Genomic DNA, 20403 nt, shown 5'->3' with positions numbered 1-20403 from the left:
TTATTTTTAAAATTGATTATAGATAAATTTGAAGTTGTACTACGAAGTCTCCTAATGATCCGGAGCGGTTTGTTAGAGAGGTGTATACGGGTCTGGTTGAATATTGTGCCGTAATTTTAGCATGGTGTCCGTCAATAAAAAAGTTTGATCCCACATCAAACTGTGTACTTGACTGTGTTAAAGCATCAAAGTTTTTGTAAGTAACAGCACCAAAGGGCTGGATTCTAACTTTAGGTTTTACCTCTTGATTAGGCAATAAAATACCCGCTTGCGTATACCATATAGTTCCAGAGCCAATCGTTGGCTGTGCATTTCCAGCTCCCGCTATAGCTCTACTACCAGTGAAATTTGGATCTATTGAGCCAATATTCATAATTCCAACATTACGCAAATAATTAGGACCAAAATCATAATCATATAGGACACTGTAACCTGTAACGGCCATTTTGTTTTCTTTTTTTCCAATAGGCATATCCAGAAAAACATCGGTAGAGAAAAGTTTGATGTCATGTTTGTTGATAGTGTTGTTTACAGAAGTTTTTGTGGCATCAGGCGCAGTGTAAAAACCAGCACCAATGTTGAATACTTTTTTAGTTCCTAAATAACTACCTACTTTAAAAGGTAATACATTGGCTTCTTGATCTAAAAACTGGTATTCTAAATAACCAGCCTTAGACCATTTTGTCACACCACTGTTATCTACAGCTACGGCATTCGATGCATTCGTGGTGTTTGTAGGTGTTAAGTTGGTAGCATAAGGTTTGTTGTAACTCAAGCGGTATTCTAGTTTGCCATATTTCCCTTTAGCAAATAAACCCACTTGTCTGGCAAACTGATCAGAGTTTTCAATTAGTGGCCAGTTAAAAATTGGTGCATCTATGGTTAAGAAGTTTAGCGTTGAAGCCATCGTTAGTCTAGATAATCCCATGTAGTAATGCAATCCAGCACCGAGGGTGAAACTGAATTTTTTGTCTTTTTCTGGCAATACAACTGCATATTCATTCCATGCGTCATGAAAGAATAAACCAGGTTTTTTTCCGGCACCGTAGCCACCAGTACCTGAGGTTCCTGCTGCGCCACCGTTAATAAAAGTTTGGTTGTTGATTCCAAAATGGGTTAAGATCATGTATCTTTTGGATACTTGAGCATAAGCGAGAAAACGCAAACGTCGATTACCAATGTCGGTTGCAGTTGATGTTGGTTCTCCTCCAATCATTGTTCCAGGATTCATTTCTGCAGAACGAAACCAGATTTGGTTCCACGCAATCACTCGCATGAATTTAGACCCGTCATCGTTTAAGTTGAATTTTAGTCCGGAGCCGTAATCGGTGGAGCCTTGTGAAAATCCTTTGAGTGACAGTAAGAGTACTGCCACCATAAAAAATATTTTTTTCATAAATAAAATTTGGTTACTAAATGGTTGGTTAATAAAGTGCCAAATTCAATTATTTTATTCTGATAAAAAATTTTGATATATTTATGTGTAAAATGGTATAGTTAATCTTTGAATCGTTCCCATTTTATCAGCATAAACTTATCGCCGAGTTCGGTTATAATCATACCGGCACCGGAAAGTAATTGTTTGTTTTTTAAATATTCCACCAGTTCTAAATGGTTAAATATCTTATATGTAGGATGATAATTGACGTGAGATGGTTTTTTTATATTATAGCTCTTTACCCAATTGCTTACCGTGACATGGGAAACCCCGATTATCCTTTCTATTTCACGGAAGCTCAAGCCTTCAAGGTAGAGTTGCAGTGCTTTGGTAACATAATAATCATCTATCTTTTTCCCTATTTTACTGACAGTAAAAAAATAATTGCATTTTTTGCATAAGTACCTTTGTTTACTGTTGATTATGCCGCTTTTAATGATGTGATTACTTTGGCATTTCGGGCAGGTTAAAATCTCCATATATATAAATTTTGCATAAATATAGTAAATTAGCAATTATTGTAATTTGAATTTCGCAAAAAAAAAGCAAAAAAAATACGAACCCTTTATTTATGTTGATTTTTTGGTGCGTTTTTGGTAAAGGATGGATTTTTATGGGAAATAGTTTTATATTCACAATCCAAATTTGGTTTTTGAATTGATTTTTCCAAATATGTATTTACCCGCTAACCGTGTTTTACCAATAGTAAGATTTTGTGGAATTTAAGTGCTTGTTTGAATAAAAAATGCCCTTCCGATGTGGTTTGGTCCGCGATGATGGAGTGTGTTTTACAAAAAAGGCAAAAAAAACGAAAAACCTGAATATTTCTACTCGGTTTTTGCATTAGTTAAGGAAACTGGAAAGTAGGTGTGTTTATATCTAATAAGATTATAAACCGAAGGATTACAAACTGTTGGTGTTCCAATCGTTAAGAAAATATCCCAATGTATATAAAAATGAAATGATAAGAATTGCAATAAATATTTGGCCAACTTTTTCATGAATATTAAAGTATTCTTTAAATTTTCTAGATTTGTTTTTTCTCCTTTTTTTATATCTAATTTTAGCAGATCCGCTTGCTTCTGTTGAAGCACCGTTCACTTCGCCAATATTTACATATTTAAAGTCAATTGCATTTCTTTCAGAATCCGAATATTTTTTAAACGCACCACCATTTTTACCTTCAATTTCTTTTGCCTTCATTTTTAATTTATTAAAATTAAGTGTTCAGCAATAGTAGCACAAGAAATTTACTTTATGTTACGGTTTCCCTCATTGTAGATGTTTATTTTAGAAAACAGCAAAGTGTTATTTTGGTTCAAATGAAGCTTAGTGTTTTTCTAATTATTCGTAATAAAAATATTAAAAGGAGTTGCACACGATCAGTTAGCTGACGATTTGGATGTAGGGCATGTCAATTGAAGAACAGTAGAAAGACGGATTTATATAGTAGAATTATTTAAGTTGAAAGACAACTGTTGTAAGTCAACCATGATCTACAAATAATTATGTAAGATAATTTAGAAAAATAATAACGTACCCATTATTTGGCCAGCCGTTGATTTTTTTATCCTCATTTTTAGAGAGGTAATTTTCCTCGTCCCAGCGTTTTTATTTCAGCTTTAAATTATTTAATAAATTAACCGTTAAATAAGGATTCGGTTTTTTTATAATTTCTACATTGAAGCTGTAAGTATTGAATTATGTGCAATTTGGTTTTCAATAGGAACTCATTCTTAAAACATGCTGTCAAGAAGCAATTAAAAACAAAAAACCCGAATATTTCTATTCGGGTTTTGTGGTACCTCCAGGGATCGAACCAGGGACACATGGATTTTCAGTCCATTGCTCTACCATCTGAGCTAAGGTACCTCGCTGTTGCGGGTGCAAATATAGAATGATTTTTAGTTTATCCAAAACATTTTTTAAAAAAAATCAATTCGTACCTTCGCAACATCAAAAACCAAATTATGATTTTAGTTATCGATGTTGGAAATACCAGAATTAAAGCAGCTGTTTTTGAGGGTGCTACCCTTTCTGAGATTTTTGTTTTTTCGAAAATAGAACTTCAAAAAAATATTCAAAATATTTTAAAAAATTTTGAAAAAATAACAAATATGGTTGTTTCGTCTGTTGGTGATGTCGAAAAACGGTCGTTTTTAGAGTATAATAAAGTTTTGAATGTGCATTTTCTGTCTCATCAAGATTCTTTTCCATTTCATAATTGTTACGCAACTCCTAAAACTTTAGGGATTGACCGAATGGTTCTGGCTGCCGGGGCAACGCTGCAGTTTCCAAGTCAGAACAGATTGGTTATTGATGCAGGAACCTGTGTAACCTATGATTTTATTGATGAGGAAAATAATTATTTAGGCGGAGCAATTGCTCCAGGATTGCGACTGCGCTACCAAGCACTGCATAATTTTACGGCGAAACTTCCTTTGTTGTCATTAGAAAGTCCAGACCATTTTATCGGAACTTCCACGACTCAGTCGATTCATTCTGGCGTAGTAAATGGTTTCGTTTATGAGATTGACGGTTTTATTAATGAATATAAAGCACGGTATTCAAATTTTATAATAATTTTAACGGGCGGTGATACAGATTTTTTGGCTAAACGATTAAAAAATACCATATTTGCCAATTCAAATTTTCTGCTGGAAAGTTTGAATCAAACATTTCAATATAAAATCAAAAATGATTAAAAAAATTATAGTAAGCGCTTGTTTGCTTTTATCATTAGTGTCTTTTGCTCAGGAAGGAACGGCTTCTCCTTATTCTTTTTACGGAATTGGTGACATTCGTTTCAAAGGAACGCTTGAAAATCGATCGATGGCAGGAATAGCTATTGAACAAGATAGTATTCATATCAATTTGCAAAATCCCGCAAGTTACGCCAGTCTAAAATTAACGACCTTTACTTTAGGAGGTTCGTTGGCAACTACAAAGTTGAAAGCGGATGGCGAATCGGTAAATACGCATAGAACCACCCTAGATTATTTGGCAGTAGGCTTGCCTATGGGGAAATTTGGTGTTGGTTTTGGATTGGTTCCGTATTCATCCGTTGGTTATAAAATTGAAACTCTTGCAGCGAATCCCTCAGAAAATAGCAGACGTTTTAACGGAACTGGCGGATTAAATAAAGCTTTTTTAGGAGTAGGGGTTAAAATTGCTCCAAATTTCAGTGTCGGCGCTGATGTAAATTATAATTTTGGAAAAATAGAAACCAATAATCTTGAGTTTATTACAGACGTTCCGGTAGGAACTCGAGAATTAAATACAGTTGACTTATCTGGAGTAAACTTCAATTTTGGAATGATGTATCAAACCAAAATAACTAAAAAAATCTCATTTTTCAGTAGCTTAAATTATGGTTTGGAAAGTATTCTAAAGGCTAAAAACAACAGAAATATTTCCACTGTAGCTTTTAATTCTAATTTTGATTTAGTGGTTGTTGACCCGCTTGATGACGTTAAAACAGAGAGAAACCTTGAAATGCCAAGCAAATATAGTGTAGGGGCAGGTTTTGGTGAGTCAAGAAAATGGCTGTTAGGACTTGGTTATTCACTTCAAGATGCAGGCGCATTAGGCAATAATTACAATGCAATTGATAATGTGACTTACGAAAAGGGCTCAAAATATAGTATCGGAGGTTATTTTATTCCAAATGCCAACTCATTTTCGAGTTACGCTAAAAGAATCACTTACAGAGGTGGAGTGCGATTTGAAAAAACAGGTTTGATTATTAATTCAGAATCTATAGATGACATGGGACTGACTCTTGGATTAGGATTGCCATTGAGTGGAACATTCTCCAACATAAATGTGGGGTTAGAACTAGGTAAAAAAGGTACAATCCAATCTAATTTAGTGGAAGAAAACTATGCGAATGTTAGTGTAAGTTTCTCGCTTAATGATCAGTGGTTTGTGAAAAGAAAATTCAATTAAAGCTAAGAATAGGCACTATTGTCAAAGTTCTTTTTCAAGTTCAGCGTATGACTTTATTCCAAAAAAAGTATAGGATATCCTTTGTCATAGTTTTGGCTGTGACACTGTTTTTTGGTTGCGAAAGTAATTTTAAGGAAATACAAAAGATTAATTTTTCAGAATTTATTCCATCCAGCGATGCTGATCAGGTAAATCTGAAATACACCGATTCTGGCCGCATAACTGCTGTTCTGGCAAGTCCAAAAATGTTGGATTACGCCAGTGTTGATTTCCCTTTTACGGAATTCCCTAAAGGAGTTAATGTTACTTTATTCGACAAGAAAGCGAAGAAAACCTTTATCAGTTCTAATTACGCCATTTCGTATAAAGGAACAAATATTATCGATTTACAGGGAAATGTAAAAATAATTACCGAGGATGGTCAAACCATGGAAACGGAGCAACTGTATTTTGATCAAAAAAACGAGTGGTTTTTTACCGAAAGAAGGTTTAAATTTACGGATCCCAAAGGAAGTTCTAATGGGCAGGGAATCGATTTTAGTAAAGATTTTAAAGTGATCTATTCCCAAAAAATAACGGGCGAAGTAGAAACGAACGAATAAAAAATAACAACATGAATTACCTAAAATACACACAATACGTTTATCTTGTCTTTGGAGCCTATTTCATTTATGATGGTTTCACTAAACTAAATAATCCTGAAACAGAAACACCATGGTTAAGTTTTATGATAGCTGGATTGGCTGTTTTTATGTTTTTCTTCAGAAGAAAATTTGCCAAAAAATTTGACGATCGCAACAAAAAATCCTAACAATGGAAATTAGTATTATCATATTGTGTTTAATACTAAGCGCTTTTTTTTCGGGAATGGAAATAGCCTTTGTCTCTTCCAATAAAATTTATCTTGAAATTGAAAAAAAACAAGATAATTTCGTCTCAAAAACTCTTACCAAACTTACCGAAAAACCGACCAACTTTATAGTCTCCATGTTAATTGGAAATTCTGTAGCTATGGTTATATATGGATTTTACATGGGCGATCTGCTGCTGCGCTTGGCCATCGATTGGGGGTATTATTTCTCAGACTGGTTGAATTTGTTGCTGCAAATTGTGATTTCCTTTTTAGTAATGTTGCTCACCGCAGCGTTTCTTCCTAAAATTTTCTTTCAAATTTATGCTAATTCCTTAATCAAATTCTTTGCGGTTCCAGCCTATCTTTTCTACAAATTGTTCTATTTTATTGCCGCTATTTTTATTAAGATCTCAGATTTTATTTTAAGGAAATTCTTTAAAACGGAAGGGGACACGATTCAGCTTTATTTCAGTAAATTAGAGCTTGGAAATTACATTACGGAGCAAATGAGTAGCGTGGAGGATAGCGAGACCGTCGATTCGGAAATATTAATGTTTCAAAATGCTTTGGAATTTTCAGGGGTCAAGGCCAGAGACGTGATGAGTCCCAGAACTGAAATTATCGCGGTAGATCTTTTTGATTCTATCGAAGAATTAAAGCAGTTATTTATAGAAACGGGCTATTCGAAAATTGTGGTGTACCAAAATTCGCTCGATGATATAGTTGGTTATGTTCATTCTTTTGATTTGTTTAAAAAGCCAAAAAGTGTCAAGGAAATTGTAATTCCGGTTGAGTTTGTTCCGGAAACAATATTTATAAAAGATGCGATGAACCTGCTTACCAAAAAACGAAAAAGCGTGGCTGTTGTTTTGGATGAATATGGCGGAACATCAGGAATCATTACTCTTGAAGACATCATTGAAGAACTTTTTGGTGAAATAGAGGATGAGCATGATTCCGGTGAAGAGTTGGTGGAGAAGGAAGTCGCAGCTGGTGTTTTTGTTTTTTCAGCTCGTTTTGATGTCGCATACTTAAACGACACCTATAAACTCCAAATTCCGGAGGGTGATTCGTACGGGACGCTGGGCGGTTTCATTGTCGATTTTACAAAAGAAATTCCTGAAAAAGGGGATGCAATAACCATTGGTGCTTATCATTTTATAATTGAGGAAGCTACAAATAAGAAAATAGAATTAGTGAAAATGACCATACAAGAGTGATTTTTTTTAAGAAAATAAAATTTCTTGCAAAATAAAACGCTACTACTATTATTATTAATTAGATAATTGTATTTTCGCAAACTGAATATAAAAATTAACAACAATAAAATGGCAGTTTTACAAAAAATTAGACAACGTTCGCTTCTTATGATACTCGTTATCGGGTTTTGTTTATTAGCATTTATCATAGGCGATATATTCAACAGTGGCGGTTTCAACACGACATCAAAAGATGTGGGAAGCATTGACGGAAAAAATATTTCATTTGAAGATTTTCGAGTTAAAGTAAGCAATGTTGAGAAAAGTAGTCAAGGTATTACTTCAACAGCTGCAGCCAACCAAGTGTGGGAGCAAGAAGTTTCGATTGCTTTGCTGACGTCTGAATTTGAAAAATTAGGACTGAGAGTAGGTGAAAAACACTTATTAGAGGTTTTAAAAGCTGATCAAAATATCGGTGCTAATCCATTGTTTTTAAATTCTGCCGGTGTTTTTGATGTCGCAAAATTCAAAGAATACTTTAGAGCTAATCCTGCACAAGCGCAGTTTTTAAAAGATAGAGAGAAAGATGCTGATCTGAATGCTAAATATCAAATGTATACAACATTGGTTAAAGCGGCAGTTTTCACCACAGAAAGTGAAGGAAAGTTCAAATATGAAATGGAGGCTAACAAAGTGAATTTCGCTTATGTTGCTGGTTTATATTCTACAATTAAAGATAGTGATGTAAAAATTACCGATGCTGAAATTGTGGATTTCATGAAAAAAAATGAGAAAAAATACAAAGCGGACGAATCTCGCGAAGTAGAATATGTCTTGATTGAAGACAAAGCATCTGCGAGTGATGAAACTGAGGTGAGATCAAAGATAAATGCATTACTGTCAGGAAGCGTGGTATACAACCAAGCAACAGGGAAGAATGACACTTTAGCAGGATTTAGAACGACTTCGAACACAATTGATTTTGTGAATTCAAATTCAGATGTTCCTTATGATTCCACTTATATTCCTAAAAAAGATTTACCAGCTGTAGATGCCGATAAATTATTTAACCTTGCTCCGGGAGAAGTTTACGGGCCATATGTGTTTGGACAATACATTTGTGTTTCTAAATCTATGGGAATGAAGCCAGGAGTAAATGCGAAAGCAAGTCACATATTAATCAGTTATGATGGAACGCAGGTTCCTAATCAAAAAGAAAAACGAACAAAAGAACAAGCGAAAGTAAAAGCAGAGGAGATTCTAGCACAAGTCAATGCTAATCCAGACAGTTTCCTGATGTTGGCTTTTACATCTTCGGATGATTCTTCGGCACAACAAGGTGGTGATTTAGGTTTTTTTGGTCCAAACCAAATGGTTAAACCGTTTAATGATTTTGTTTTTAATAATTCAATCGGTAAAGTTGGTTTAGTGGAAACTCCATTCGGTTTTCATATTATAAAAGTTACAGACAAACAAGACGGAATTCGTTTAGCAACTGTGGCTCAAAAAATAGAGCCTTCTGAAGTTACTTCGGATAAAATTTTTACGCAAGCAACTAAATTTGAAATGGATGCTTCTGATAGAGATTTTAATAAAGTAGCTAAGGAAATGGGACTTACTGTTACTCCTGCAGTTTCTGTTAAAGGAATGGATGAAAATTTTGGTACTTTAGGAAATCAAAGATCAATTGTAAGATGGGCTTTTGAAGACGGAGTTAAAGCAGGATCTGTAAAAAGATTTGAAGTGGCCAATGTAGGTCACGTTATTGCAAAAGTCAAGAGCATTGATAAGTCAGGCTTGGTAGCGGTATCTTTAGTGAGACCTTATGTAGAGCCAATACTTAAAAATATGAAAAAAGCAGCGTTAATCAAAGCTAAAATGACTGGTTCTTCATTGGAGGCAATTGCAAAAGCGGTGGGAACAACAGTACAGCAAGCAGCAGGTCTTACTATGGAAAACACAATGTTGCCAGGAGTTGGTCAAGAAGCAAAAGTAGTTGGTAATGCATTTGCTTTAGCGGCAAATAAAATGTCGGCTCCAATTGAGGGAAATACGGGAGTTTATGTGGTTAAAAACACAAGCACTGTAAAAGCTCCGGCTTTGAAAAATCACGCTCCATATGTGGCTAAAGTAAAAGCACAAAGTGCAGCAGATGCAAACAGAGTTGTTCCTGCATTGAAAGCTAACGCTAAAATAAAAGACAATCGATTAGAATTTAATTACTAATTACAGAGTAATTAGTGAATATAAAAAAATCCCGATACATATTGAATGTATCGGGATTTTGCTTTTTATGTACTTTAACTTAAAAGTCTTCAAAGAGTCAGATAGGAATCTAATTTTAAAAATCAGGATAATATCATCTCATCATAAGGCACAACAGTTTTGTATCCTTTAGATCTAAAGTATTGCGTTGGATTTTCTTCAGCAACTGCCATCACAAAATCGCCTCCCCAAGCTCCCAGACTTTTTATCACACCATCAAAATCAGGAAATAATGATTCCTTAATAGTCTGCATTTCCAGTATTGAGCTCATTGCGATTTCATGTTTTTCTATCGCTGCAGCAAAAGACTGCAACGTAGTCGCTCGCAGTACTGCCATGGTGATCTGATCATTGGCAGCTATGGTCTTTGCCAGATCGTTCTTTTTATTGATATTGTAGGCTGCTATTGCGCTTTTGCTACTTTGCTTTTTATTAAGATATACAAAGTAAAGGTTGTCAGTAAAATCCGGATCAAAAGATGCATTTTCAATAACAGGATTTCCTTGTTCCAGATGATATATAATTGCGGTCTCGTTTTGAGCACACGCAATATCGTAGCCACTTCCTCCAAAACTGTTTTTAAGCAGTGTGTAGGCGTTTATTTGCAACCACTGGGCAATGTTGTTTATTAAGGTAGATGACGTACCTAGTCCCCAGCTTTTCGGAAAACCAAGCTCAGTACTGATAACGTAGCCGTCTGAATTAGTAATGAAATCAGGATTTAGTTTAAAAGCTTCGTGCAAAATGGTCGTAAGTGTAGCTTTGACCGATTCATTTTCAGGATTGACTTCTTTAGAAATGTCAGAAAATAAAAGGGTGTCTTCAAACCAAATGCTTCCATCCGCATCGTAGCTTTTCCAAATGATTTCTTTGTTGCTTCCTTCTTCTATAATCAGATTTTGTCCCATTTTTGTGGGTAATGCAAAAGCTTTGGCGCCATCCAGAACCAGATATTCTCCTGTGATTAAAAGTTTTCCGTTGCTATAGAATGTTTTTTTCATTACTCTTATTTTAATCCCTATCAGGGTTTTAAACCCTGATAGGGATATCAAAAATCAATGTTATTTTCTTAAATTTTCAATAAAGGTGACCACAGCGCTATGCGATACGGTATTTTTTTTGAAATATTTTTTTATTAAAATGCTTTCTTCATCAGTGGCTTCAAACTGGTTGATGATGTTGTTCAAATGCATTTTCATATGTCCTTCCTGAATTCCTGTTGTAGTTAGAGAACGTAAAGCAGCGAAGTTTTGGGCCAGACCCGCTACGGCTACAAACTGCATTAATTCCTTGGCGGATGGTTTTTCCAGCATTTCCAGTGATAATTTTACCAATGGATGCAAGGAAGTCAAACCGCCCACAGTTCCTAACGCTAAAGGGATTTCCAGCCAAAAAGTAAAAATACCGTTTTCTATTTTGGCATGGGAAAGACTGGAATATTTTCCGTTTCGGGAAGCATAGGCGTGAATTCCGGCTTCAACGGCACGGAAATCATTTCCAGTAGCCAAAACTACAGCATCTACTCCGTTCATGATTCCTTTGTTGTGCGTTACGGCACGATAGGGCTCCACTTCGGCGATTTGAACGGCTTGCACAAATTTCTCGGCAAACTCCTGTGGATTTAGAATGTGTTTTTCTTCTAATTCTTCTATTGGACAAGAAACTTCCGCTCTTACGATGCAATTTGGAACATAATTGGAAAGAATGCTCATAACTACTTCAATCTCTTTCTCCGTTTCTGTAAATAACGCATAATTGTGCGCTTCTTCTTTTAAAGTTTTGGAAAATTGTTCCAGACACGAATTGATGAAATTTGCTCCCATGCTGTCTTTGGTTTCAAAAGTGGCATGCAGCTGAAAATAGTTCGGCAATAAATCAGTTTTGTCATTTAGAACGATGTCTAAAATTCCGCCACCGCGTTTTTGCATATTGGTGGTAATCGACTCGGTTTCTGAGAAAAATTTGCTTTTGTTTTGGGCAAAAAACAAATTCAATTTTGAAACATCGCCTTTATAGATAAAATGAACATGACCAATTTTTTCGGTATTGATTACGGTTGCTTTAAATCCGCCACGAGTGGACCAGAATTTAGCAGCTTTTGCGGCAGCGGCAACCACAGAGCTTTCTTCAATAGCCATGGGAATAGTGTTGTATTTTCCATTAATCAGGAAATTAGGGGCAACTCCCAGTGGAATGTAGAAATTGGTTATCGTGTTTTCGATAAATTCATCATGTAATTTCTGTATTTTTTCATCAGAATTCCAGTAGTTTTTCAGCAAGGCGACGGCTTCTGTAGGTGTTGAAAAATACTGATTGGCAATCCATTTAATTTTTTCTTCTTTGGATAATTTAGAAAATCCGCTAATAGCCTTGTTCATTCTCAATTGATTATGGTGTAATTAGTCGCAAAGATACGGTTTTAGCCGTTTTATTTACAATCAAATTATATTCAGCAGAAGGTTATTTTTTATATTAATTTTTACATTTAACATATAAAATGACCATTAATTGTAATTTTTTCACTAAAATTGACGGTTTTTATCTTTAAATAAATAGTATGTATTCGAAAAAAATTATAGCATTATTTTTATTCTTGTGTTTTACGGTTGTTGGTCAACAAAAAATCACAATTGATGAAATTTACAACGGCACTTTTCGTGCTCAGGGAATGGATGAATTGCAATCGTTGAAAAACACAAACCAGTACACGGTTTTGAATGCCGACAGGCAGTCCAGAAGCATGCAGATTGATTTGTATGATTTTGCCACACTAAAAAAAGTGTCTACATTAATAGATACAAAATCGCACAGAGAATTATCTGCCGGGATTGACAGTTATACTTTTGACGCTTCGGAAAAAATGATTTTATTGGCTTGCAACACCAATCAAATCTTCCGCCACTCATTTACTGCTGATTACTATTTGTATGACATCAACAATAAAAAATTAAGAAAACTATTCGATTTTCAGGTTCAGGAACCTACTTTTTCACCTGATGGAAAAAAGATTGCTTACGCCAAAGAAAATAATCTGTATGTATATGATTTAGCTTCTGATAAATCAACTCCAATAACTACAGACGGACAAAAAAACAGCATTATTAACGGTATTACGGATTGGGTTTACGAGGAAGAATTTGCTTTCGTAAAGGCTTTTGACTGGAGCGCTGACAGCAAAAAAGTAGCCTACATTCGTTTTGACGAAAGTCAAGTTCCGGAATTTTCGATGTCCATGTTTGGAAAAGATTTATATCCAACAATGCAAACATTTAAGTATCCAAAAGCAGGGGAGAAGAACGCGGTAGTGTCGTTACACGTTTATGATGTCAATTCGAATGCAGTAAAAAACATAAATTTGGGTAAATACAATGATTTTTATATCGCCAGAATGAAATGGACCAACGATGCGAATACATTGTCTGCGCAGGTATTGAATCGTCACCAAAACAATTTGGATTTGTTATTTATCGACGGTAATTCAGGAGCTGCAAAAGTAGTTTTGAACGAAAAAGACAAAGCGTATGTTGATGTAACTGATAATTTAACTTTTTTGAAAGACAACAGTTTTATTTGGACCAGCGAAAAAGACGGTTTCAATCATATTTACTTATATGACAAAAACGGGAAATTGAAAAATCAAGTGACCAAAGGAAAATGGGAAGTAACTAATTATTATGGTTTAGATGAAAAAACAAATACTGTTTTCTATCAATCAGTGGAGAATGGATCTATCAATAGAGACGTTTACAGAATAGGACTTGACGGAAAAAATAAAATACGTTTGTCTCAATTTACAGGAACGAATGCGGCAACCTTCAGCCCGAATTTTCAATATTACATTAACACGTTTTCTAGCGCGGCTCAACCTACCACTTATACGTTGAACGAAGCTAAATTTGGCAAACAAGTTCAAATTATTCAAAGCAATGAATCATTGGCTGCAAAGCTAAAAAGCTATGATTTGCCTGCTAAAGAGTTTTTTGTTTTGAAAACGGCAAAAGGGAATGAGCTAAATGCTTGGATGATTAAACCGAAAGATTTTGATCCGGCTAAAAAATATCCGGTTTTCATGTACCAATATTCTGGCCCGGGTTCACAACAAGTCAACAACGACTGGAATGGTACCGATGATTATTGGTTTATGATGTTATCACAACAAGGCTATATTGTGGCTTGCGTTGACGGACGAGGAACTGGTTTTAAAGGAGCTGAGTTTAAAAAATCGACGCAAAATGAATTAGGGAAATACGAAGTGGAAGACCAAATAGATGCTGCCAAAGTGATCGGTAATTATTCATTTGTGGATAAAACTAGAATTGGTATATTTGGCTGGTCGTATGGAGGATTTATGTCTTCTAATTGTATCCTTAAAGGGAATGATGTTTTCAAAATGGCAATTGCTGTAGCTCCGGTAACAAACTGGAGGTTTTATGACAGCATATACACAGAGCGTTACATGAAAACGCCACAGGAAAATGCTAGCGGTTACGATGAGAATTCACCAATAAATCATGTGGATAAATTGAAAGGGAAATTCCTTTTAATCCATGGTTCAGGAGATGATAATGTGCATGTTCAAAACTCTATGCAAATGATGGAAGCTTTGATTCAGGCCAATAAACAATTTGATTCCCAAATTTATCCAGACAATAATCACGGGATTTACGGCGGAAAAACCAGAATTCAATTGTACACCAAAATGACTAATTTTATTAAAGAAAATTTATAATAGCGCTTTATGACAAACGACGCATTGAATAAGGAAGAATTTTTTGGACATCCAAAAGCGCTTTTTATATTGTTTTTTACCGAAATGTGGGAACGTTTCTCCTTTTATGGAATGAAAGCCTTACTGATATTTTATCTGACAAAGTACCATTTGTTTTCGGATACTTCGGGGAATTTATTAATTGGAAGTTATGCCGCGTTGGTGTATGCCGTTCCGGTAATTGGTGGTTTTATAGCCGACAGGTATCTGGGGTTTAGAAAAGCCATTGTTTTTGGAGGAATAATGCTTGTATTAGGTCATGTAGGAATGGCTTATGAAGGAAATGCCGCAACACAATCCATGACTGGCGCAATTACGCGGGACGAAACTGCCTTGCAAATATTTTACTTTTCATTATCGTTAATAATTGTAGGGGTTGGTTTTCTAAAAGCCAATATCTCTTCATTAGTAGGAGAATTATATGAAACCGGTGATAAAAGGAGAGATTCCGGATTCACGTTATTTTATATGGGAATCAACTTAGGGTCGTTTATGGCTACACTAATTTGTGGTTGGCTAGGAGAAACGTATGGATGGAGTTATGGTTTTGCAGCAGCTGGTGTTGGAATGTTTTTTGGATTATTGACTTTTATTTCAGGAAAGAAATTTTTAATGGGGAAAGGGGAAAGTACCGTTCCTGAAATTCTGGAAAAAAGATTGTTTGGGATAAAGAACGAGTGGCTAATTTATTTACTAAGCGCATCTTCCGCATTGATTTTTTGGCAAATGGTGCAGCGTCACGAAGTAGTTTCTTATACCTTGATGTTTGCTGGTGCAGTTTCTTTTGTTTACATAGTTTATTATGCCGTTACGCAATTGGATAAAAAAGCAAGAGAGCAATTAATGGCTTTAACCATTTTGATTGTTTTTACAATTATCTTTTGGGCGTTATTTGAACAAGCATATACTTCATTAAATTTATTTGCAGACCGTATTTTAGACCGAACAGTTTTTGGCTACACCATAACCGCTAGCCAATTTTTGAGTCTTAATGCCTTATTTATAATTTTATTAGCACCGGTTTTTGCCTGGTTATGGGTAAAGCTAGGGAAATATAATCCAAATACTGCCGTGAAATTTTCAATAGCATTGTTGTTGGTAGGCTTAGGTTTTGGATCATTAGTTTTAGGAATTAGTTTGTCAGGGATGGGGAAAGTAGCCATGATTTGGTTGGTTATTACATACCTTTTACACACTTGTGGAGAATTATGTTTGTCACCGGTAGGACTTTCTGCAGTGACTAAATTATCGCCGACAAAAATCGTTGGTTTCATGATGGGCGTTTGGTTTTTGGCAACAGCCAGTTCTGAATTTATAGCTTCCATTTTAGCGAATATAGCTTCTGTCGATACAACAAATGGTACAGCACCTGATTTAAATTTAGCCAAGCAAAGTTACTTAGTGCTTTTTGAGTACTTATTTTACACAGGACTTGGTTTTGGATTGCTACTGTTAGTACTTTCGCCAATAATAAAAAAATTAATGCACGGAGTAGATAAAGAATTAAATAACTAAATAATATGAGTCAAAATACTACAGATCAATTTTTTAAAAGTACCGTTTTAGGTCATCCTGCGGGATTATTCGTTTTGTTTTTCACAGAGATGTGGGAGCGTTTCTCCTTCTACGGAATGCGTTCTCTATTGATATTATTTTTAACAGCTTCCTTTACAGATGGTGGTTGGGAATGGACGCGTGAAAATGCTTCTGCTTTATTTGGATCCTATGTAGGTTTGGTTTATTTGTCTACCATGTTGGGTGGTTATTTTGCCGATAAAGTAATTGGTTTTAGATGGGCTGTGGTTGTCGGTGCGACTTTGATGACTTTAGGACATGCTTCCATGGCGGTTGAAACCGAATTTTCTATTTATTTAGGATTAGTATTATTAGTCTTTGGAAATGGTTTTTTTAAGCCAAACATGACATCAATCGTATCTGAAATGTACAAAGACCGTCCTGAAAAGAAAGATGGTGCGTATACTTTGTTTTATATGGGCGTAAATGCCGGAGCGTTCTTCGGGATTTTGCTTTGTGGTTATTTAGGAGAAAAAGTAGGATGGACCTATGGATTTGGTTTAGCCGGAATCTTTATGTTCTTCGGAATGTTACAGTTTTGGCTGTCTCAAGATATTTTTGGAGATATTGGTTTGAAACCAAATAAAGAAAGCAAAGCCAAAGCGGAAGCTTTGGATACGGATAAAAGAAACCCATTTACTCCAATACAATTAGCAGCAATCGCTTTCTCTTCTATTTTAGCTTTATTATGGCTTGTAAATGATCCTGCTTCTAAAATCTCAGGTGGTAAAGTGAATGTTTTTTCTTTCCTTGGACCTAATGGAAACGCTATTGCAATTATTTCCGCGTTAGTTGTATTTATTATCTTGTTGATTTACAGATTTACGCAATACTCTCAAATTACAAAAGAAAAATTAATTGCGGTTACATTTTTTGCATTTCTGACTATTTTCTTCTGGGCTATTTTTGAGCAGTCTCCAAACAGTTTAACCATTTTTGCAAGTGATTATACAGACAGAGTTTTAGAGGGTAATTGGAGCGTCGTATTTTTAGTAGTCAATTCATTAATCACAATTTTGCCATTAGTTATTATTACTTGGGTGTTGATATTATTGTTCAAGCAAACATTTAAATTTTACGCTCTTGCAAATATTATTCTGAGCATCAGTTTCATCATCATTTGGGCAATAGCAATCTGGATGTTGACTAGAGATTATTACACAGCAGGATATTTGACCTTATCAGATGCAACTTTGCAGACACTGAAAATTGACAAAGTTACCACGGCATTAACGGAAGTTCCCGCAACTTGGTTTTCTACCTTAAATTCATTGTTTATTATTTCATTGGCACCATTGTTTTCTAAATGGTGGGAAAGTAAATACAATCCTTCGGCGAATTTGAAATACGGAATCGGAATGGGATTGTTAGCTCTTGGTATGGCTTGTGTAGCTTTTGGCGCAAGCGGAATCGAAGCAGGTGCAAAAACGGCTTCAGTAAGTATGATTTGGTTGATTTTAGTGTATCTTTTCCATACTATGGCTGAATTGTGTATCTCTCCGGTTGGATTGTCTTATGTGAGTAAATTAGTTCCGGCTCGTATGATTGCGTTCATGTTTGGTGTTTGGTATTTAGCGGTAGCAATCGGAATGAAAGGTGCGGGTATGTTTGGAGAAAATATTGATAAAATTGCAAATGAGCACGGATTAAGTTATTTCTTTTGGATGTTGACTATTATCTCAATTGTCGTAGCTTTGTTCTCCGTTGCCATGACACCGGTTATTAAGAAATTAATGCATGGTGTAAGATAAGTTTTAGGCATCGTTTTTGATTTATCAACCAATAAAAATTGTAAATATGAAAAAAATTATAGTTGCTCTGTTATTGTTTGCTGGCTCATTTGCTGCCGAAGCACAAGAATTAGTTTGGGAAACCAATGTCACTAAAGCTTTAGAAATTTCGAATGAAACTAAAAAGCCGCTACTGTTATTTTTTACTGGCAGTGATTGGTGTGGTTGGTGCATCCGATTGCAAAAGGAGGTTTTAAAGACGCCGGAATTTGCTGCTTGGGCAAAAGAAAATGTCGTTTTGGTCGAATTGGATTATCCAAGGAGAGCGGTTCAGACACCTGAGATTAAGAAGCAGAATAATGAACTGCAACAAATTTTCGGAATTCAAGGATTCCCTACAATAATACTTGTCAATGGTACTTCCAAAGACGGAAAAGTCAATTTTGAAGGGTTAGGAAGTACAGGCTATGTGGCTGGCGGACCAGCTGCCTGGATTGATACAGCAAATGAATTCCTTAAAAAATAATTTATTAATTCAATTTATAAAATCCCTTTTCAAGCGTTGCGTGAAAGGGGATTTTTTCTTTGGCACAACTCGCTTTCCATTTTTTTTGAATGGTCTTGAAGTTTGATGCATCTGCAACAACCATTTTTGGTCTCATATTTTGAAACAAGCGATCTAAGTTAATTTTGGGAGATTGTGTAAGTATGAGAATATCTGGATTACTATTTTTTGGATAGATACCGGAACTATCCAATACAAATATCCTTTTGCCTTTAAAATATATATAATTCTTCAACTCTTTTTTTGCGGCTAAACGACTATAATTTCCTATTCTGTAAAACTTTAGTGTGTTGTTTTTTTGGGATGTTTTCAAAATACTGTCATTAGAGTAAACGGTTATATTTTTTCCATCACGTTCCGCTATCAGTGTGTTTTTCTTTAGATTAAAAATTACCCATTCCTGTTCTTTTTCAACGCTTCTTTTACTGTTTAAATTTGAAATTTGGAAAATAACAACTGCGATTAATAAAATTGTCATTCTATTAAAACTGGGTTTTTTAAACCAAATAACAATTGTTATAATTACTAAGTAACCTGTCACCATTAGAGACACGTGCAATGGAATATCCTGAATGATAAACTGCTCTAATGATGCAATTGCATTTATCACTTTATTTAAATAATAGATACTCCATTCCAATAGTCTTGAAAGGAAAACAGGAATGCCATTAAATGCCGCTAACAGCATAACTAGAACTCCCAGAATCATGATGATGCTCAGAACAGGAATAATTAATAAATTGGTCAAAAAAAACAGTCCAGGAAACTGATGAAAATAGTAAATACTAAGTGGTAACGTACCTATTTGCGCAGCAAATGAAACGGTGAGAATGTCCCAAATGTATTTTGAAACTTTGCTTTTTGGCTGCCAAATTGATGATAACAGCGGTTGTAGCCAAATGATGAAAAATAAGGCGATATAGCTCAATTGAAAGCCAATATCAAAAAGGAAAGAAGGTTCGAAAAGTAAAATCAATAATATAGAAACTATCAAAGTATGGTAAATGTTGACACTTCTGCGCAGATTATTTCCAATAGCCACAAAGGAAAACATGGTCACCGAACGGACTACTGAAGGCGCCAAACCTGCAATGATTCCAAAAAGGGATAATGAGATCAGTATAATGACTAACTTAATGAAGGAACCTCGTTTTGTATTGGAAATAGGTTTTAAAATAAAAGTAACAAAAAGTAAGATGAATCCAATGTGCAGCCCCGACACTGATAATATGTGGACTGCTCCCGCGAACTGATAATCCCGTATTATTTCTGGGGAAATGTCCTGCTGCTGCCCCATTATTAAAGCAATTGCTACATTCAGTTCAGTTTTGTTGAAGTTGTTTTTTTCTAAATTCCTTATAATGCGAGAACGTAATTTAGAAGAGTAGTACCAGATGTTTTTCTGTATGTCGGATCCAATTTTTATATCAGAAACATCGGCATATAGCTGGGCATAAATTTGTTTGCTTTCTAAATATTTACCGTAGTCAAACTGGTTTGGATTGTTTGGTGGTTTGTTTTTAGATAAAATCCCTTCAACAAGCAAAGAAGTTCCAATCGGAAATTGCTGATGCATACTGTCCTTTTGAATATTGAGGATAATTCTGCCCGTTTGTTCCTGGTTGTCAATATGTGTAATAAGTGCAATATAGCGTTCACTAAATGCGGAGCTTTTTAGTTTTTCTCTTATGATTAGAGAAAGTGAATGTGGTTTTTCGAAAACAGCCGATCGGTGTATGTAATTGTTTTTTTGGAAAGAATCAGTATGGATAATTTGGGTTGAAATGCCAACTATAAATGACAAAAAATAAGTAACAAAACTAAAGTATAACGAAATTTCACGTTTGTTTTTAGACACAAAATAAAACGTACCCAGAACACTTAACGAAATCGTGAGCACAATAAAAATCAGTGAAATCGATGGATGCAGGTTATAGGCAAAAAGCAATCCTAAAATAAACCCAATTGTTATTCTCGCTAACGGGAAATATAGTACTTTCATAACTCTAAAGTACACATTTTAAGCAAGAAAGGAATTTATTCCGTCAATAAAATAATTTTT

The 20403-nt window shown here is 35.1% G+C and carries 16 protein-coding genes and 1 tRNA gene; 10 read left to right on the top strand and 7 right to left on the bottom strand.

Features of this window, described 5'->3' with window-relative positions:
• Positions 1-16: 16 nt before the first annotated feature.
• The 4 genes from E0F89_RS09010 to E0F89_RS08995 all read right to left on the bottom strand — a co-directional run bounded on the left by E0F89_RS09010 (position 17) and on the right by E0F89_RS08995 (position 3310).
• A complete protein-coding gene (locus tag E0F89_RS09010) occupies positions 17-1396 on the bottom strand; it encodes a porin (protein WP_131909478.1) in 1380 nt (459 codons plus the stop codon).
• A gap of 101 nt (positions 1397-1497) precedes the next feature.
• The gene (locus E0F89_RS09005; RefSeq protein ID WP_131909477.1) at positions 1498-1917 is read right to left on the bottom strand and encodes an IS1/IS1595 family N-terminal zinc-binding domain-containing protein; all 420 of its coding nucleotides are present in this window, start codon (positions 1915-1917) and stop codon (positions 1498-1500) included.
• A gap of 424 nt (positions 1918-2341) precedes the next feature.
• The gene (locus E0F89_RS09000; protein ID WP_131909476.1) at positions 2342-2641 is read right to left on the bottom strand and encodes a hypothetical protein; all 300 of its coding nucleotides are present in this window, start codon (positions 2639-2641) and stop codon (positions 2342-2344) included.
• A gap of 596 nt (positions 2642-3237) precedes the next feature.
• A tRNA-Phe gene (locus E0F89_RS08995) sits at positions 3238-3310 on the bottom strand.
• A gap of 98 nt (positions 3311-3408) precedes the next feature.
• On the opposite strand from E0F89_RS08995, the gene E0F89_RS08990 reads away from it, so the two are divergent.
• The 6 genes from E0F89_RS08990 (at position 3409) to E0F89_RS08965 (ending at position 9664) form a co-directional block, all read left to right on the top strand.
• Complete coding sequence (locus E0F89_RS08990; RefSeq protein ID WP_131909475.1) at positions 3409-4143, top strand: type III pantothenate kinase; 735 nt, start codon at positions 3409-3411, stop codon at positions 4141-4143.
• Positions 4136-5386 carry a hypothetical protein gene (locus E0F89_RS08985; RefSeq protein WP_131909474.1) on the top strand — a complete coding sequence of 417 codons (1251 nt, stop codon included), beginning with the start codon at positions 4136-4138 and terminating at the stop codon, positions 5384-5386. Before E0F89_RS08990 ends, E0F89_RS08985 begins: the two co-directional genes overlap by 8 nt.
• A 47-nt stretch (positions 5387-5433) precedes the next feature.
• Positions 5434-5988 carry an LPS export ABC transporter periplasmic protein LptC gene (lptC, locus tag E0F89_RS08980; protein WP_131909473.1) on the top strand — a complete coding sequence of 185 codons (555 nt, stop codon included), beginning with the start codon at positions 5434-5436 and terminating at the stop codon, positions 5986-5988.
• A gap of 11 nt (positions 5989-5999) precedes the next feature.
• Positions 6000-6197, top strand: a complete 198-nt coding sequence (locus E0F89_RS08975; RefSeq protein ID WP_131909472.1) for a hypothetical protein — start codon at positions 6000-6002, stop codon at positions 6195-6197.
• A gap of 2 nt (positions 6198-6199) precedes the next feature.
• On the top strand, positions 6200-7459 hold the full coding sequence (locus E0F89_RS08970) for a hemolysin family protein (RefSeq protein WP_131909471.1): 1260 nt from the start codon (positions 6200-6202) through the stop codon (positions 7457-7459).
• A gap of 108 nt (positions 7460-7567) precedes the next feature.
• Positions 7568-9664, top strand: a complete 2097-nt coding sequence (locus tag E0F89_RS08965; RefSeq protein WP_131909470.1) for a peptidylprolyl isomerase — start codon at positions 7568-7570, stop codon at positions 9662-9664.
• A gap of 122 nt (positions 9665-9786) precedes the next feature.
• Here E0F89_RS08965 and E0F89_RS08960 read toward each other — a convergent pair whose 3' ends face one another.
• Together E0F89_RS08960 and E0F89_RS08955 are read right to left on the bottom strand one after the other, a co-directional pair.
• On the bottom strand, positions 9787-10704 hold the full coding sequence (locus E0F89_RS08960; protein ID WP_131909469.1) for a GYDIA family GHMP kinase: 918 nt from the start codon (positions 10702-10704) through the stop codon (positions 9787-9789).
• 60 nt (positions 10705-10764) lie between these two features.
• Positions 10765-12081, bottom strand: coding sequence for a hydroxymethylglutaryl-CoA reductase, degradative (locus E0F89_RS08955; RefSeq protein ID WP_131909468.1), 1317 nt, complete (start codon positions 12079-12081; stop codon positions 10765-10767).
• A 179-nt stretch (positions 12082-12260) separates the two neighbouring features.
• Between E0F89_RS08955 and E0F89_RS08950 the strand changes: the two genes are divergently transcribed.
• Genes E0F89_RS08950 through E0F89_RS08935 form a run of 4 tightly spaced genes read left to right on the top strand, consistent with a single transcriptional unit; the run spans position 12261 to position 18302 of the window.
• Positions 12261-14432 carry a S9 family peptidase gene (locus E0F89_RS08950; RefSeq protein WP_131909467.1) on the top strand — a complete coding sequence of 724 codons (2172 nt, stop codon included), beginning with the start codon at positions 12261-12263 and terminating at the stop codon, positions 14430-14432.
• A gap of 9 nt (positions 14433-14441) precedes the next feature.
• Entirely contained in the window at positions 14442-15986 is a 1545-nt protein-coding gene (locus E0F89_RS08945; RefSeq protein ID WP_131909466.1) for a peptide MFS transporter, read from the top strand.
• Positions 15987-15991: 5 nt separating this feature from the next.
• On the top strand, positions 15992-17797 hold the full coding sequence (locus E0F89_RS08940) for a peptide MFS transporter (RefSeq protein WP_131909465.1): 1806 nt from the start codon (positions 15992-15994) through the stop codon (positions 17795-17797).
• A 46-nt stretch (positions 17798-17843) separates the two neighbouring features.
• Positions 17844-18302: a thioredoxin family protein gene (locus E0F89_RS08935; RefSeq protein WP_131909464.1), complete on the top strand. Its 459-nt coding sequence runs from the start codon at positions 17844-17846 to the stop codon at positions 18300-18302.
• A 4-nt stretch (positions 18303-18306) separates the two neighbouring features.
• On the opposite strand, the gene E0F89_RS08930 is transcribed toward E0F89_RS08935, so the two are convergent.
• Positions 18307-20343, bottom strand: a complete 2037-nt coding sequence (locus E0F89_RS08930; RefSeq protein ID WP_131909463.1) for a ComEC/Rec2 family competence protein — start codon at positions 20341-20343, stop codon at positions 18307-18309.
• Positions 20344-20403 lie beyond the last annotated feature (60 nt).

The organism is Flavobacterium caseinilyticum, assembly GCF_004349085.1.
Classification (GTDB): Bacteria; Bacteroidota; Bacteroidia; order Flavobacteriales; family Flavobacteriaceae; genus Flavobacterium; species Flavobacterium caseinilyticum.
Note: the sequence above shows the minus strand (reverse complement) of the source record. Positions and strands in the feature narration are given on the sequence as shown.